Origin of the sequence: Streptomyces deccanensis (assembly GCF_022385335.1) — a bacterium.
GTDB lineage: Bacteria > Actinomycetota > Actinomycetes > Streptomycetales > Streptomycetaceae > Streptomyces > Streptomyces deccanensis.
In genome coordinates, this window is record NZ_CP092431.1 from 4,838,042 (window position 1) to 4,854,166 (window position 16,125).

Sequence of the window (16,125 nt, forward strand, 5' to 3'; positions counted from 1 at the left end):
CTCTGTGGAGACGTGGGGTTGTTCGTGGTTTCAGAACCAACACAGTGGACGCGAGCAACTGAGGACAAGCCCTCGGCCTATTAGTACCAGTCAACTCCACCCATTACTGGGCTTCCATATCTGGCCTATCAACCCAGTCGTCTACTGGGAGCCTTACCCCATCAAGTGGGTGGGAATACTCATCTCGAAGCAGGCTTCCCGCTTAGATGCTTTCAGCGGTTATCCCTCCCGAACGTAGCCAACCAGCCATGCCCTTGGCAGAACAACTGGCACACCAGAGGTTCGTCCGTCCCGGTCCTCTCGTACTAGGGACAGCCCTTCTCAATATTCCTACGCGCGCAGCGGATAGGGACCGAACTGTCTCACGACGTTCTAAACCCAGCTCGCGTACCGCTTTAATGGGCGAACAGCCCAACCCTTGGGACCGACTCCAGCCCCAGGATGCGACGAGCCGACATCGAGGTGCCAAACCATCCCGTCGATATGGACTCTTGGGGAAGATCAGCCTGTTATCCCCGGGGTACCTTTTATCCGTTGAGCGACGGCGCTTCCACAAGCCACCGCCGGATCACTAGTCCCGACTTTCGTCCCTGCTCGACCCGTCGGTCTCACAGTCAAGCTCCCTTGTGCACTTACACTCACCACCTGATTGCCAACCAGGCTGAGGGAACCTTTGGGCGCCTCCGTTACCCTTTGGGAGGCAACCGCCCCAGTTAAACTACCCATCAGACACTGTCCCCGATCCGGATCACGGACCCGGGTTAGACATCCAGCACGACCAGACTGGTATTTCAACGACGACTCCACCCGAACTGGCGTCCGAGCTTCACAGTCTCCCAGCTATCCTACACAAGCCGAACCGAACACCAATATCAAACTGTAGTAAAGGTCCCGGGGTCTTTCCGTCCTGCTGCGCGAAACGAGCATCTTTACTCGTAGTGCAATTTCACCGGGCCTATGGTTGAGACAGTCGAGAAGTCGTTACGCCATTCGTGCAGGTCGGAACTTACCCGACAAGGAATTTCGCTACCTTAGGATGGTTATAGTTACCACCGCCGTTTACTGGCGCTTAAGTTCTCAGCTTCGCCACCCCGAAGAGTGACTAACCGGTCCCCTTAACGTTCCAGCACCGGGCAGGCGTCAGTCCGTATACATCGCCTTACGGCTTCGCACGGACCTGTGTTTTTAGTAAACAGTCGCTTCTCGCTGGTCTCTGCGGCCACCCCCAGCTCACCGAGTAAATCGGATCACCAGTGATGGCCCCCTTCTCCCGAAGTTACGGGGGCATTTTGCCGAGTTCCTTAACCATAGTTCACCCGAACGCCTCGGTATTCTCTACCAGACCACCTGAGTCGGTTTAGGGTACGGGCCGCCATGAAACTCGCTAGAGGCTTTTCTCGACAGCATAGGATCATCCACTTCACCACAATCGGCTCGGCATCAGGTCTCAGACTATTGCCAGGCGGATTTACCTACCTGACGTCCTACACCCTTACCCCGGGACAACCACCGCCCGGGATGGACTACCTTCCTGCGTCACCCCATCACTCACCTACTGCAAGTCTGGTTCGTCGGCTCCACCACTCCCCTTCACCCGAAGGATCCGGGGCGGCTTCACGGACTTAGCATCGCCTGGTTCGATGTTTGACGCTTCACAGCGGGTACCGGAATATCAACCGGTTATCCATCGACTACGCCTGTCGGCCTCGCCTTAGGTCCCGACTTACCCTGGGCAGATCAGCTTGACCCAGGAACCCTTGGTCAATCGGCGCAAACGTTTCTCACGTTTGTATCGCTACTCATGCCTGCATTCTCACTCGTGAACCGTCCACAACTCGCTTACACGGCTGCTTCACCCGGCACACGACGCTCCCCTACCCATCACGATCCCCGTTGGGGGTATATATCGCAATGACACGACTTCGGCGGTACGCTTGAGCCCCGCTACATTGTCGGCGCGGAATCACTAGACCAGTGAGCTATTACGCACTCTTTCAAGGGTGGCTGCTTCTAAGCCAACCTCCTGGTTGTCTCTGCGACTCCACATCCTTTCCCACTTAGCGTACGCTTAGGGGCCTTAGTCGATGCTCTGGGCTGTTTCCCTCTCGACCATGGAGCTTATCCCCCACAGTCTCACTGCCGCGCTCTCACTTACCGGCATTCGGAGTTTGGCTAAGGTCAGTAACCCGGTAGGGCCCATCGCCTATCCAGTGCTCTACCTCCGGCAAGAAACACACGACGCTGCACCTAAATGCATTTCGGGGAGAACCAGCTATCACGGAGTTTGATTGGCCTTTCACCCCTAACCACAGGTCATCCCCCAGGTTTTCAACCCTGGTGGGTTCGGTCCTCCACGAAGTCTTACCTCCGCTTCAACCTGCCCATGGCTAGATCACTCCGCTTCGGGTCTTGAGCGTGCTACTGAAACGCCCTATTCGGACTCGCTTTCGCTACGGCTACCCCACCCGGGTTAACCTCGCAACACACCGCAAACTCGCAGGCTCATTCTTCAAAAGGCACGCAGTCACGAGATGGAAGCAAGCTTCCATCCGACGCTCCCACGGCTTGTAGGCACACGGTTTCAGGTACTATTTCACTCCGCTCCCGCGGTACTTTTCACCATTCCCTCACGGTACTATCCGCTATCGGTCACCAGGGAATATTTAGGCTTAGCGGGTGGTCCCGCCAGATTCACACGGGATTTCTCGGGCCCCGTGCTACTTGGGTGTCTCTCAAACGAGCCGTACAGATTTCAGCTACGGGGGTCTTACCCTCTACGCCGGACCTTTCGCATGTCCTTCGCCTACCCATACGGTTTCTGACTCGTCTCACAGCTTAGCAGACTGTAGAAGAGAGATCCCACAACCCCGTATACGCAACCCCTGCCGGGTCTCACACGCATACGGTTTGGCCTCATCCAGTTTCGCTCGCCACTACTCCCGGAATCACGGTTGTTTTCTCTTCCTGCGGGTACTGAGATGTTTCACTTCCCCGCGTTCCCTCCACTTACCCTATGTGTTCAGGCAAGGGTGACAGCCCATGACGACTGCCGGGTTTCCCCATTCGGACACCCCCGGATCAAAGCCTGGTTGACGACTCCCCGGGGCCTATCGTGGCCTCCCACGTCCTTCATCGGTTCCTGGTGCCAAGGCATCCACCGTGCGCCCTTAAAAACTTGGCCACAGATGCTCGCGTCCACTGTGCAGTTCTCAAACAACGACCAACCACCCATCACCCCCGGTTTCCACCGGAGTTCACTGGGGCCGGCACTGAGGGGACGTTCATTCCCTCAGACACCCAACAGCGTGCCCGACACCCTCACCGCTCGTGATCAGCGTTCCACGCTCCGAAGAGCAGTACTTGCAGCCCGAGACGGCCGACGGTGCCGAATAATCAACGTTCCACCCATGAGCAACCAGCATCAGACGTTCGCTGATGATCTGGCCTCTGGACTGCCGTAGCAGCCTAGAAGTGCTCCTTAGAAAGGAGGTGATCCAGCCGCACCTTCCGGTACGGCTACCTTGTTACGACTTCGTCCCAATCGCCAGTCCCACCTTCGACAGCTCCCTCCCACAAGGGGTTGGGCCACCGGCTTCGGGTGTTACCGACTTTCGTGACGTGACGGGCGGTGTGTACAAGGCCCGGGAACGTATTCACCGCAGCAATGCTGATCTGCGATTACTAGCAACTCCGACTTCATGGGGTCGAGTTGCAGACCCCAATCCGAACTGAGACAGGCTTTTTGAGATTCGCTCCGCCTCACGGCTTCGCAGCTCATTGTACCTGCCATTGTAGCACGTGTGCAGCCCAAGACATAAGGGGCATGATGACTTGACGTCGTCCCCACCTTCCTCCGAGTTGACCCCGGCAGTCTCCTGTGAGTCCCCATCACCCCGAAGGGCATGCTGGCAACACAGAACAAGGGTTGCGCTCGTTGCGGGACTTAACCCAACATCTCACGACACGAGCTGACGACAGCCATGCACCACCTGTACACCGACCACAAGGGGGCGACCATCTCTGGCCGTTTCCGGTGTATGTCAAGCCTTGGTAAGGTTCTTCGCGTTGCGTCGAATTAAGCCACATGCTCCGCTGCTTGTGCGGGCCCCCGTCAATTCCTTTGAGTTTTAGCCTTGCGGCCGTACTCCCCAGGCGGGGAACTTAATGCGTTAGCTGCGGCACCGACGACGTGGAATGTCGCCAACACCTAGTTCCCACCGTTTACGGCGTGGACTACCAGGGTATCTAATCCTGTTCGCTCCCCACGCTTTCGCTCCTCAGCGTCAGTAATGGCCCAGAGATCCGCCTTCGCCACCGGTGTTCCTCCTGATATCTGCGCATTTCACCGCTACACCAGGAATTCCGATCTCCCCTACCACACTCTAGTCTGCCCGTATCGAATGCAGACCCGGGGTTAAGCCCCGGGCTTTCACATCCGACGCGACAGACCGCCTACGAGCTCTTTACGCCCAATAATTCCGGACAACGCTCGCGCCCTACGTATTACCGCGGCTGCTGGCACGTAGTTAGCTTAGCGCTTCTTCTGCAGGTACCGTCACTTTCGCTTCTTCCCTGCTGAAAGAGGTTTACAACCCGAAGGCCGTCATCCCTCACGCGGCGTCGCTGCATCAGGCTTTCGCCCATTGTGCAATATTCCCCACTGCTGCCTCCCGTAGGAGTCTGGGCCGTGTCTCAGTCCCAGTGTGGCCGGTCGCCCTCTCAGGCCGGCTACCCGTCGTCGCCTTGGTGAGCCGTTACCTCACCAACAAGCTGATAGGCCGCGGGCTCATCCTTCACCGCCGGAGCTTTCCACACTCATCGGATGCCCGAGAGTGTCGTATCCGGTATTAGACCCCGTTTCCAGGGCTTGTCCCAGAGTGAAGGGCAGATTGCCCACGTGTTACTCACCCGTTCGCCACTAATCCCCACCGAAGTGGTTCATCGTTCGACTTGCATGTGTTAAGCACGCCGCCAGCGTTCGTCCTGAGCCAGGATCAAACTCTCCGTGAATGTTTACCCGTAATCGGGTGCACACATCACGAGAGCGGAACCACCGGCGGAATAAGCCGATGGTTCACAGCGTCCTCGCTGTGTTTATTTCAAAGGAACCTCGCCCCAACCGATGACCGGCCGGGAACGGGGTATCAACTAATCTGGCGTTGATTTTTGGCACGCTGTTGAGTTCTCAAGGAACGGACGCTTCCTTTGTACTCACCCAAGTTATTTCCTGGGCTTTCCTCCGGGCAGTTTCCCTTCGGTCTTGCTGTCTTGCGTTTCCGACTCTATCAGACCGTTTCCGGTTCTGATTTCCTCGGTGCTTTCCAGGTTTCCGCTTCCGCGTTTCCCTTTCCGGCGGTTCCGACTCTATCAGATCCTTTCGGGCCTGATTCCCAGTCAGCGGGAGTTGTCTTCGCGGCTGTTGGGCCGTTCCGACGTCTCAAACCTTAGCGGATCTGTCCGGCAGTTCCCAATCGGGCCTGTCGAACTCATACCGAACCCAAATCGAATTGAATTCGGGCACACCGAATTCGCCCCGTTGGGAGATCGTGCTGGTTGGTTTGAGTGCCGCTTGAGCGGCGGAGGTGCTGTCGCAGAACCGTTACGGCTCCGCGGCAACCCGAAGAACTCTACGGATCGCGGGGTGGACTGTCAAGCCTCCCCCGGGTGACCCGCGGCCAAACCTCGGCCGCCCCCCAAGCGTACGGCCTCAGTCGAGGTCGGTGAGACGGCCGCCGGCGTCGGGCTGGGCGTGCTCGACGCGGCGCAGGAGCCGGGTCAGCACCTCGCCCAGGACGGTGCGCTCCAGCGGAGAGAGGTCCTGGAGGAGGTCCTCCTCGAACACCGAGGCGAGGCGCATGGCCGCCAGCCACTTCTCGCGACCGTCGGGGGTGAGCTCGACGATGACCCGTACCCGGTTGTTCTCGTCGCGCTCCCTCGTCACCAGGCCCTCAGCGACCATGCGGTCGATGCGGTGGGTCATGGCGGCCGGCGTCAGACCGAGCCGCTTGGCCAGCTCGCTCGGGCCCATCCGGTACGGGGCGCCGGAGAGGACGAGAGCCTTCAGGACCTCCCACTCGGCGTTGCTGATGCCGAGCTCCGAGGTCTGGCGGCCGTAGGCGACGTTCATACGGCGGTGGAGGCGGGAGAGGGCGGAGACGATCTTCTCGACCTGGGGGTCGAGGTCCTGGAACTCGCGCTGGTAGGCGGCGATCTGTTCTTCGAGTGTCGGCTCGGCTGTGCCGTTGGTGCCCGGGGTGTCGCCCATGGGCCGCAGTATGGCACGCCGTCGCTTGGCATCGAAGTCCTTCGGGGTGTACTGTTTAGGTTCTAAGTTTTAGCTTCGAAGTCTTCACTGCTAACGCCTTGTCGGGGCCGGCAGAGGGCTTCCCTACCTAGGCAGGTGAACGTGACCAGGGGGATGGGCGCAGCGATGCGCCGGATTCACGTGGGCAACGCGCTCGGCGCGTTCGGACTCGGCTTCACCGTCCCGTATCTGTACGTCTATGTGGCGCAGGTGCGGGATCTCGGTGCGATGACGGCGGGGCTCGTGCTGGCGGTCTTCGCCGTGGCCGCGCTCGTGGTGCTGCCGTTCGCGGGGCGGGCCATAGTCCGGCGCGGGTCGCTTCCGGTGCTGCTCACCGCCCTGGTCACCGCCGCCGTCGGGTCGCTGAGCCTCGGGCTGGCCGCCAGTGCGACGGCCGTGCTGGTGTCGGCGGCGGTGCTCGGGGCGGGCCAGGCCGTGATGCAGCCGGCGCTCGCGACGATGATCGTCGACTGTTCCGGTGCGGAGAACAGGTCGCGGGCCTTCGCGACCCAGTTCTTCCTGCAGAACCTCGGCCTCGGGGTCGGCGGGCTGATAGGTGGCCATCTCGTCGATGCCACGCGTGCGGGCTCCTTCGTCCTGCTGTTCTCCATACAGGCGGCGATGTTCCTGCTGCTCGTGGGTGTGATGGCGACCGTACGGATGCCGCGTGCTCCGAAGGTCGAGGGCGTGCCCTCCGGGGCGTCGGCCAAGGGGAGCTGGAAGCAGCTGCTCGGCAACCGGGCCATGGTGCAGCTGTGCGTGCTGGGCTTCGTGTTGTTCTTCGCCTGCTACGGGCAGTTCGAGTCGGGGCTCAGTGCGTACGGGGTGGAGGCGGCCGGGATATCGACCTCCGCGCTGGGGACGGCGCTGGCGGCCAACACCGCGGTGATCGTGGTCGCGCAGTTCGCCGTGCTGCGGTTCGTGACGCGGCGCAGGCGGTCGCGTGTGATCGCGGCCGTGGGTCTGATCTGGGCCGTGGCCTGGGGTGTCGCGGGCTTCGCGGGGCTCGGGAACGGGAGCCGGGAGATGGCCGTGGCCGCGTTCGTCTCGACGTACGCGCTGTTCGGGCTGGGGGAGGCGATGTTGTCGCCGACCGTCGCCCCGTTGGTCGCGGATCTCGCTCCGGCCGGGCTGGCGGGGCAGTACAACTCGGCCTTCGCGCTGGTGAAGCAGCTCGCCCTCGCGGTCGGGCCGGCGGTGGGTGGACCCATGGGCGCCTCGCTGCACGCGCCGTACATCGTGGCGTTCCTGCTGTGCTCGTTGGGCATCAGCGTGCTGGCGCTGCGGCTCGGGCGGCAGCTCACGGCCGTGCAGGATCAGCCCGCGCTGGCGAGCAGTCGAGTGGTCGCCGGGAGCGGGGCCACCGTCGCGGATCCGGTGGCGGCCCGGGCCTGACGCTCCTGCCCCCGAGGGAGCGCCCAGCCCTGAAGGGCGGAGGGCGGTCCCCTCAGGTGGCCTTGGCTTCGGTCACGCGGAGTTTGTGGGCGGAGAGGACGGCGGCGAGCAGTGCGGCGCCGTAGGTCGCCGCGGCGAGTACGCCCAGTTGCCACCAGGGGACGCTGAGGACGAATCCGGAGATCTGGGAGGCGAGGACCACGGTGGGGATCACGGCGATGAGCAGGCCGAGCAGGGTGCTCACCGCGATGAGGATGCCGTGCTGGCAGAGCAGCACCTGGCGGGCCCAGCGCGGGGGGATGCCTACGGCGATCAGTCGGGCGAGATAGCGGCGCAGGATGCGGGTCTGGCTGCGGGTCGCGGCCAGTACGGCGGCGAGGGCCAGGAGCACCAGGCCCGCGGCGGTGGCCAGGAGCGCGGCCGGGGGCACCGGGTCGTCCGGTTCCACGTGGATCAGGACGGCTCCGGCGTCCATGCCCGCGTCGACGACGGCCTGTTGCAGGGCCCGGGCGTCGGTGTCGGGGACGCCGGTGACCATGATCGGTCCATGGGCCTGGATCGGCAGGTCGAGGGCGTTCGCGGTGGAGCGGAGCATGATGCCGTCGGAGCCGGTGCGCCACTCGGCCGGGCTGACTTCGACGGAGACCTCGGGCAGCTCGGCGGTGCTGCCGAGGACCTTGTCGCCCTGGCGGACGACGAGAGAGGTGTGTGCGCTTGGGCCCGTGGGGGCGTCGGCGGTGTGTGCCCAGACGAGCAGGCCGCCGTTCCGCAGGACGGTGGTCTGGGCCGAGTCGAGTCGGCGGCCGATCAGGCGTTCGACGTCGGCGGGGGTGTCGGCGGCGAGCAGGGTGCCGTCGTCGCCCTCTCGGCTCGCCATGCGGGGATCGTCGGGGTTGTCGTCCATCAGATAGCGCGGCTCCGTTCGGCGCAGCCCGTCGAGGGTGCCGGAGGCGTCGACGGTGCGGAGCAGGGCCTCGCCGGGCGGGAAGGTGTCGCTCTCGTGCCCGGCCAGCAGGACCTGGCCGGGCAGCACGGCGGGGTAGGACTGTTTCTCGGCGGTGCGGATCAGGGTGTCCAGGAGGGTGACGTAGCCCAGGGACGCGCCGAACAGCACGGTGAGGACGGCCAGGGCGGCGCAGGCCCTGGACCGGTCGGCGGCGAGCTGCCGTCGGACCAGCCGGCGTCGGGGCCCGCCTTCCGGCAGGAGTCTGAGCACCCCGGAGAACACCTCGGGGATGACGAGGAGCACGGCGGCGATCAGGATGCCGGTCAGGATCATGGCCTGCGGGGGCGAGTCGACCCAGGTGACGTAGACGACCGTGGCGCACCAGGCGGCGACGGCCAGCAGGTGCCGGGCGTCACGGGCGCGCCGGGCGCCCGGGCGGTCGGCGGCCCGGTCGGCGTCGGCGTCGGTGTGCGGGCGGGCGGGTTCGGTGCGCCGGGTGCGGGCGAGTACGGCGCCGGCGATCAGGCCGGTCACGAGGACCACGGCGAGGAGGCGCAGCGCGGGTGAGGCGAGGTCGTCCAGCGGGCCCGCCGGGCTGTCGCGCAGCCGGGAGATGAGCAGCCGGGCGCCGAGGCCCACGGCCACACCGGCCACGGCTCCGCAGGCGGCCGCGGCGAGTGCCCAGGCCAGTGCGGCCAGCGCGGGGGCCAGCGCCGCCGTCGTACGGGAGACGCCGACGGAGGTCAGGGAGGCGGTGGTGCGGCGGAAGCGGCGGCCGTTGAGGCCGAACACCAGCAGGACGGCGGCCGCGGGCACCAGGATCGACGGGACGGTGTAGCCGGCGGGGGTCTTCTCGATCCACGTCTTCTGCGGGCGGGCCTCCAGTTGGTCCCGGGTGACCAGGGTGGCGGCGACGGCGTTCTGCCCGTCCTCGCGGAGCGCGGCGGCCTCGGGGCTGTCGCCGTCCTCGGCCCAGGTGCGGGCCGCGGCCGTGAAGGCGTCGACGACCTCCTGCTGCCTGTCCCCCGCCCACATCACGTCCATCTGGGCGGTCAGGACAGGGAAACCCTCGCTGAGGGCGGGGTCCAGTCCGGCCCAGGTGCCCGGTCCCAGCAGCAGGTTGGTGGTGTCGGCGGCCCGGTCGTCGACGGTGGCGACGACCTTGAGCCGCACATCGCCGAGCACGGTGAGCGTCGTGCCCACGGGGGTGCGTACGTCGTCCGGCTCGGTGACGGCCACCTCGCCGGGGCGGCTCGGCCACGTGCCGGAGAGCAGCTCGTACCGCTCGGGGTAGGGCCGTGCGGCCCAGTCGCTCTCCAGTGCCGTCACGTTGCGGGCCGGTGTGGTGTTCAGCTGGACGTCGGTCGCGCTCAGCACGATCTCGGCGTCCGAGGCGTCGGCGTCGCGCATGCGGGAGCGGAGGTCGGCGAGGAAGGTGTCGTCGCCCGGCCGGAGGGAGACCCCGCTGCCGTAACCGACCTTGGCGCCGAAGCGGCCCAGTTCGTTCTGCGCGACCTGTTCGCCGGACAGGGACAGGGTCCGCAGGGTGACGAACATGCCCATCACCAGCAGTCCGGCGACGAACACGATCGCCACGGACCGGGCCAGCGCACGGGAGCGGGCCAGCCGCCGGGCGAGCCGTGCGGTCAGCCGGGCCCGGTCCGCGAACGCCATGCGCCCGTACGCAGTGGTGCCGGGCGGCGCGGTACGGGCGGACGTCGTACGGGCGGGCGTCGTACGGTCCTGAGCCGACCGGCCGCCGGTCGCGCCGGCGCCGCCCAGGCTGTCGTGGGCCTGGCCGTCGACGGTCGTGTCGGCGACGGCAGTGTCGTCGGCGGTCGTGCTGTCGTCGGCCGTGCTGTCGTGGGTCATGCGGCGCCGGGCCCCCGTGTCGTCTCCGTGCTGGTCACGAGCGCGTTTCCAGGCGGCCGTCGACGACCTCGTAGACCGTGTCGGCGAAGTCGCGGCAGCGTGGGTCGTGCGAGCAGATCACGGCGAGGACGCCGTCGTCGCACAGTGTCCGGAAGAGCTCGAACAGTTCGCGTGTGGTCGTCGAGTCCAGGGCACCGGTCGGCTCGTCCGCGAGCAGCACGGAACGCTGCCCGGTGAGGGCCCGCGCGACGCCGACCCGCTGGCGCTGTCCGCCGGACATCTGCCACGGCAGGCGGTCCTCCAGACCCGCCAGACCGACGCGGGCCAGCTGGACCAGCGCCTGTTCGCGGGCTTCGGAGACCGGGAGGCCGCACGCCTCCAGGGGCAGCGCGACGTTCTCCACCGCGCTGAACTCCTCGATCAGGTTGTGCTCCTGGAAGACCACTCCGACGGTGCGCAGCCGGAGCTCCGCGCGCCGGGCCTCGTCGGCCGTGCTCACGTCCACTCCGCCGACCTGGATCTCGCCGGAGTCGGCGAGATCCAGGCCGGCGAGCAGATTGAGCAGCGTCGACTTGCCGGAGCCACTGGCGCCGTAGATGCACACGAACTCCCCCGCCCGGGCGGTGAAGTCCACGTCTCTCGCGGCCCAGACTGTCTCGGCCGTGGAGTGGTAGGCCTTGCACACTCCGCTCGTCCGGACGAGCGGTGCGCCGGCGGCTGTCGTCAACTCAGCACCCGCTCCGTGTACGCCATGACGTGATCTCGTCGCTGTTCCAGGGGGCGACGTTGCCGTCGTCGTCGTTCCTGTGCATGCCCTGCTTGTCGCCCGAGCCGTTGGAGTGCTCGGCCATACAGCCGGTGTAGGTGGCCGAGCGGTTGGCCCACGAGTCCATCTCGTCGTTGCGGTCCCCGCTCAGGTTGGTCCACGTGGTGGAGCCGTGGCCACGCTCGCCGATCATCCACCGGAAGTCGTTGTTGCCCCACATGCACATGTTGTTGGAGTTGCAGTCGCTCAGCGCCGCGTTGGCCACACCCCCCGTGGTGAGCAGGCTCGCCCCCACGATCATCGTCGCCGCTATGGCTGTCTTGATCCTCATCGTTTTCGTTCCCCCATCGTGTGCGGTCTGTTCGATTCACCACCCTGGGGCACCACCTGTCACCGCTGTACCCCACTGGTGGGGGAGTCCTGATCGCCTCCCACCCGGCTGGGGAGTTGACACCGGTGTCACGACCCCGTATGGCGCTCGAGCGCTTGACCGGCCCCACCCCAAGTGTGAAGCTGCACGCGGTTGTTGAGGTCTTAAGAACGCGCTCTTGACCACAGCGCGTCTCTTGTGTCCAACCAGCTGACCTGACGGGGGAACAGATGGTTCGTGTCGCGTTGGTTGCTCCCATGCTCTCCGCACGCATCGCGGTTCGTACGGTATTGGAGGAAGTACAGCAGTTCACTCTCGTCGCCGAGGGTGCTCCGGGCACTCTGGCCGACATCGTTCGCTGGTCCCGGCCCGACGTCGTGGTGATCAGCCACGCGGCGGAGAGCGAGGCCCTGCACACGCTCCTCCGGCTCGGCGAACCCGCCGGTGTCGTCCTCTGCGAGCGGCTCACCGGCCACGGCACGCGCCAACTGCTCCGGCACGGCGCGACGGGCATCCTGCGCCGTACCACCGCGGCCCTGCACCTGCCCTGGGCGGTGACCGCCGTCGCCCACGGCGGTCTCGCGCTGGACCCCTGCCTGACGGAGCCCCTGAGAAGCGCCTACGCCGGACCCGTCCCGCCCGGCCGGGAGGACGCCTCGGCCGAAGCGTTGGTGTCCGCCCTCACGCCGCGCGAACGGGAGATCCTCGCGCTCGTCGGCGACGGGCTCCCCAACCGGGAGATCGCCGACCGTCTCAGCCTGAGTCCCGACACGGTCAAGGACCATCTCCGCCGCATCTACACCAAACTGGGCGTCGAGACCCGCCTCCACGCGGCCCGCGTCGCCTGGCACGCGGGGGTCGACGCCGCCCGCCGGGTGGACCTCCCGGTGCCCGAGTCGGTGTGAGGGCCGGCGGCCGGGGTGTGCCCCAGGCCGCCGGGCCGGTCCCCGGCAGGGCGGATCAGCTGGTCCCCGGCAGGGCGGATCAGCTGGTCCCCGGCAGGGCGGATCAGCTGGTCCCCGGCAGGGCGAACTCGCACCACACCGCCTTGCCGCCGCCCGGTGCGCGGCGGCTGCCCCAGTTGGAGGCGATGGTGGCGACGATGGCGATGCCTCGGCCGGACTCGTCGACGGGGTCGGCGCGGCGGCGCCGGGGGAGGTGGTCGTTGCCGTCGGTGACCTCGACGATGAGGCGGCGGTCGGTGCGGCGCAGGCGCAGCCGCATGGGCGGGGTGCCGTGCTGCAGGGAGTTGGCGACGAGTTCGCTGGCGGCCAGGACGCCCAGGTCGTGGAGTTCCGGAGGGAAGCGCCAGCTGGTGAGGACGCCGGAGGCGAACGCGCGGGCGCGGGGGGCCGCTTCGACGCCGCCGAGGAGTTCGAGGGCCGCGTTGCGGAAGAGTTCGCGGTCGGGGCCGGTGCGGGCGGGGTGCTGGAGGACGAGGACGGCCACGTCGTCGTCGTGGTCGGCGGTGACGCCGGTGGAGCGGACCAGGCGGTCGCAGACGACCTGCGGGGTGCCGGTGGCGCCGGACAGGGCGCGCTCCAGGGCGGCGATGCCCTCGTCCAGGTCCTCGTTGCGGCGCTCCACGAGGCCGTCCGTGTAGAAGACGGCCGTGGAACCGGGGCCGAGGGGGATCGAGCCGGAGGCGTGGGTCCAGCCGCCGGTGCCGAGCGGCGGGCCGGTCGGTTCGTCGGCGCGCAGGACCGTGCCGCTCTCGTCGCGGACGAGGATGGGGAGGTGGCCGGCGGAGGCGTAGACCAGGCGGCCCTCGTTGGGGTCATGGACGGCGTAGGCGCAGGTCGCGATCTGGTTGGGGTCGATCTCCGTGGCCAGGCCGTCGAGGAGTTGGAGGACCTCGTGCGGGGGGAGGTCCAGCCGGGCGTAGGCGCGGACGGCCGTACGGAGTTGGCCCATGACGGCGGCGGCGCGGACGCCCCGGCCCATGACGTCGCCGATGACGAGGGCGGTGCGGCCGCCGCCGAGGGTGATGACGTCGTACCAGTCGCCGCCGACGGCGGTCTCGGTGCCGCCGGGGTGGTAGACGGCGGCGATGCGCAGGTCGTCGGGCTGTTCCAGTTCCTGCGGGAGGAGGGAGCGCTGGAGGGTGACGGCGGTCTCGCGCTGGCGGCGTTCGCTGGCGCGCAGGCGCTCGCCGGCCTCGGCGTGGTCGGTGACGTCGGCGGCGAAGATCAGTACGCCGCCCTCGCTCCGCCCTGCGCCGCCCGGTACGTCGACGGGGGTGCAGGTGATCGTGTAGCTGCGGCCGCTGGGAGCCTTGCGGGACTTGACCGTGCGGGGTCTGGAGCTGCGCAGGACCTGGTCGAGGAGCGGGAGGAGGCCGAGGGCGTCCAGCTCGGGCAGGGACGCGCGGGCGGGCTCACCGAGGGTGCGTACGCCGAAGGCCGCGACATAGGCGTCGTTGACGTAGGCCGTGCGGTGGTCGGGGCCGTGGACGAGGGCGACGAGGGCCGGGATGCGGTCGAGGATCTCGCGGGTGGGGAGGTCGTCGACGGCGGGCACGGTCGGGGGGTCGTCCGGAGGGTCGTCGCTCTTCCGTTCGACGCGGGCCGCGGGCACGGAGCCTTCGCCGCGCCGGTCCGGGGTGGCCGTGTGTTCGGTCCGCGCTGCGGCGCGGCGCTGCGTACCGGGGAGCCGGGCGCTCCAGCGCGTGAAGTTCACCGAATCCTTGCCTCGTGCCTCGTGGTGTCGTCTGTGGCCGGCTCCGGATCCGGCCGGTGGCCCGGGGGGTTGCCCCGGGTGCGGCGGTGGGGGACGCCTGGTCGTGGGTGCGGGTGGGCGAGGGGGTGGCCCCGCCCGGGACATGGATGACGTCGCGGACCAGTCTGGCCGACCGGTCCGACATCCGTCAGACGTCGGCCCGGGCGGTGGAGTTCCTGGATCCGGTCAGGACGACCCCTTCGGGTTCTCAGGAGGCTTTCCACCGGCCGCGAGTTCGAACTCCGCACGGGGATGTTCGAGTGATCCGAGCGAGACGATCTCCCGTTTGAAGAGTCCGGAGAGGGTCCATTCGGCGAGGACACGGGCCTTGCGGTTGAAGGTGGGCACCCTGCTCAGGTGGTAGACGCGGTGCATGAACCAGGCCGGGTAGCCCTTCAGCTTCCGCCCGTAGACGTGGGCGACGCCCTTGTGCAGGCCGAGGGAGGCGACCGAGCCGACGTATTTGTGGGAGTACGTCTCCAGGGGCTCGCCGCGCAGGGAGTGGGCGATGTTGTCGCCGAGGGTGCGGGCCTGGCGGACGGCGTGCTGGGCGTTGGGCGCGGTCTCCTTGCCGGCTTCGGCGGTGACGTCGGGGACGGCGGCCGCGTCACCGGCCGCCCAGGCGTGCGCGACGCCCTCCACGGACAGCTCGGCGGTGCACTTCAGCCGCCCGCGCTCGTTCAGCGGCAGGTCGGTGGCGGCGAGGACGGGGTGCGGTTTCACCCCGGCCGTCCAGACGACCGTACGGGTCGGGAAGCGGGACCCGTCGCTGAGGACGGCGACGCGGTCGGCGCACGATTCGAGGCGGGTGTGGAGGCGTACGTCGATGTTGCGGCGGCGCAGCTCGGTGACCGTGTAGCGGCCCATCTCCTCGCCGACCTCGGGAAGGATGCGGTCGGAGGCCTCCACGAGGATCCACTTCATGTCCTCGGGCTTCACGTTGTGGTAGTACCGCGCGGTGTAGCGGGCCATGTCCTCCAGCTCGCCGAGCGCCTCCACACCGGCGTAGCCGCCGCCCACGAAGACGAAGGTCAGGGCGGCGTCGCGGATCGCGGGGTCGCGGGTGGAGGAGGCGATGTCCATCTGTTCGATGACGTGGTTGCGCAGGCCGATGGCCTCTTCGACGGTCTTGAAGCCGATGCCGTGGTCCGCGAGCCCGGGGACGGGCAGGGTGCGCGAGATCGATCCGGGGGCCAGGACCAGTTCGTCGTACGTCAGCTGCTCGGCGGCCGAGCCCTCCTCCTCGGTGGCGAGGGTGGTGAGGGTCGCGACGCGTTTGGCGTGGTTGATCGCGGTGGCCTCGCCGATGACGACCTTGCACTTGTCGAGGACCCGGCGCAGCGGTACGACGACATGGCGGGGCGAGATGGAGCCCGCGGCCGCCTCCGGAAGGAAGGGTTGATACGTCATATAGGGGTCGGGGGACACGACGACGATCTCGACGTCACCACGTCCGAGTTCCGGTTTCAGCTGTCGCTGCAGGCGCAGCGCTGTGTACAGCCCGACGTATCCGCCGCCGACGATAAGGATGCGCATCGGTTCCTTCACCATCCCATGACGCACCTTGCTCGTTGGTTTGTCCACAGGCCCGGCAATTTGTGTGACCGGTCGCCGTGGGGGCGCGGGGTTGGCCGATTTACCGGCGCGTGCGGCAGGTGCGCAGGTCAGAAGGTGTGAGACCGGTGGCGGGAGGGGGCGCAAACCGGACGTAAACCGCCCGTACTCCGATCGAGGGGCGCTCCGTGCGGAACGTG

At 66.9% G+C, this 16,125-nt stretch carries 8 protein-coding genes and 2 rRNA genes; 2 read left to right on the plus strand and 8 right to left on the minus strand.

Features of this window, described 5'->3' with window-relative positions; translation table 11 throughout:
* Positions 1-60: 60 nt before the first annotated feature.
* The 3 genes from L3078_RS21595 to L3078_RS21605 all read right to left on the minus strand — a co-directional run bounded on the left by L3078_RS21595 (position 61) and on the right by L3078_RS21605 (position 6,265).
* Positions 61-3,181: ribosomal RNA gene (locus L3078_RS21595) — 23S ribosomal RNA — on the minus strand.
* A gap of 301 nt (positions 3,182-3,482) precedes the next feature.
* A 16S ribosomal RNA gene (locus L3078_RS21600) occupies positions 3,483-5,010 on the minus strand.
* Together the 16S and 23S rRNA genes form the textbook arrangement of a ribosomal RNA operon.
* A 697-nt stretch (positions 5,011-5,707) precedes the next feature.
* The gene (locus tag L3078_RS21605; RefSeq protein ID WP_239755648.1) at positions 5,708-6,265 is read right to left on the minus strand and encodes a MarR family winged helix-turn-helix transcriptional regulator; all 558 of its coding nucleotides are present in this window, start codon (positions 6,263-6,265) and stop codon (positions 5,708-5,710) included.
* A 153-nt stretch (positions 6,266-6,418) separates the two neighbouring features.
* Here L3078_RS21605 and L3078_RS21610 point away from each other — a divergent pair, with 153 nt between their 5' ends.
* Positions 6,419-7,699 carry an MFS transporter gene (locus tag L3078_RS21610; protein ID WP_239760406.1) on the plus strand — a complete coding sequence of 427 codons (1,281 nt, stop codon included), beginning with the start codon at positions 6,419-6,421 and terminating at the stop codon, positions 7,697-7,699.
* A gap of 52 nt (positions 7,700-7,751) precedes the next feature.
* On the opposite strand, the gene L3078_RS21615 is transcribed toward L3078_RS21610, so the two are convergent.
* From L3078_RS21615 to L3078_RS21625, 3 genes are read right to left on the minus strand one after another with little or no spacing between them, the layout of a single operon-like run.
* On the minus strand, positions 7,752-10,517 hold the full coding sequence (locus tag L3078_RS21615) for a hypothetical protein (protein WP_239760761.1): 2,766 nt from the start codon (positions 10,515-10,517) through the stop codon (positions 7,752-7,754).
* 34 nt (positions 10,518-10,551) lie between these two features.
* Positions 10,552-11,244 (minus strand): ABC transporter ATP-binding protein, encoded by a 693-nt coding sequence (locus tag L3078_RS21620; protein WP_239755649.1) that lies wholly within the window; start codon positions 11,242-11,244, stop codon positions 10,552-10,554.
* Position 11,245: 1 nt separating this feature from the next.
* Positions 11,246-11,614, minus strand: coding sequence for a peptidase inhibitor family I36 protein (locus L3078_RS21625; protein ID WP_239755650.1), 369 nt, complete (start codon positions 11,612-11,614; stop codon positions 11,246-11,248).
* A 296-nt stretch (positions 11,615-11,910) separates the two neighbouring features.
* Here L3078_RS21625 and L3078_RS21630 point away from each other — a divergent pair, with 296 nt between their 5' ends.
* On the plus strand, positions 11,911-12,558 hold the full coding sequence (locus L3078_RS21630; RefSeq protein WP_239755651.1) for a response regulator transcription factor: 648 nt from the start codon (positions 11,911-11,913) through the stop codon (positions 12,556-12,558).
* A gap of 103 nt (positions 12,559-12,661) precedes the next feature.
* Here the strand turns inward: L3078_RS21630 and L3078_RS21635 are convergent, their stop codons facing one another.
* Together L3078_RS21635 and L3078_RS21640 are read right to left on the minus strand one after the other, a co-directional pair.
* Positions 12,662-14,332, minus strand: a complete 1,671-nt coding sequence (locus tag L3078_RS21635) for an ATP-binding SpoIIE family protein phosphatase (protein ID WP_239755652.1) — start codon at positions 14,330-14,332, stop codon at positions 12,662-12,664.
* 225 nt (positions 14,333-14,557) lie between these two features.
* On the minus strand, positions 14,558-15,922 hold the full coding sequence (locus tag L3078_RS21640) for an NAD(P)/FAD-dependent oxidoreductase (protein ID WP_239755653.1): 1,365 nt from the start codon (positions 15,920-15,922) through the stop codon (positions 14,558-14,560).
* Positions 15,923-16,125 lie beyond the last annotated feature (203 nt).

What these genes read in the sequence shown, in the direction of transcription:
- L3078_RS21605 (WP_239755648.1), bottom strand. Translation starts at nt 6,265, where the DNA reads ATGGGCGACACCCCGGGCACCAACGGCACAGCCGAGCCGACACTCGAA.
- L3078_RS21610 (WP_239760406.1), top strand. Translation starts at nt 6,419, where the DNA reads ATGGGCGCAGCGATGCGCCGGATTCACGTGGGCAACGCGCTCGGCGCG.
- L3078_RS21615 (WP_239760761.1), bottom strand. Translation starts at nt 10,517, where the DNA reads ATGACCCACGACAGCACGGCCGACGACAGCACGACCGCCGACGACACT.
- L3078_RS21625 (WP_239755650.1), bottom strand. Translation starts at nt 11,614, where the DNA reads ATGAGGATCAAGACAGCCATAGCGGCGACGATGATCGTGGGGGCGAGC.
- L3078_RS21630 (WP_239755651.1), top strand. Translation starts at nt 11,911, where the DNA reads ATGCTCTCCGCACGCATCGCGGTTCGTACGGTATTGGAGGAAGTACAG.
- L3078_RS21640 (WP_239755653.1), bottom strand. Translation starts at nt 15,922, where the DNA reads ATGGTGAAGGAACCGATGCGCATCCTTATCGTCGGCGGCGGATACGTC.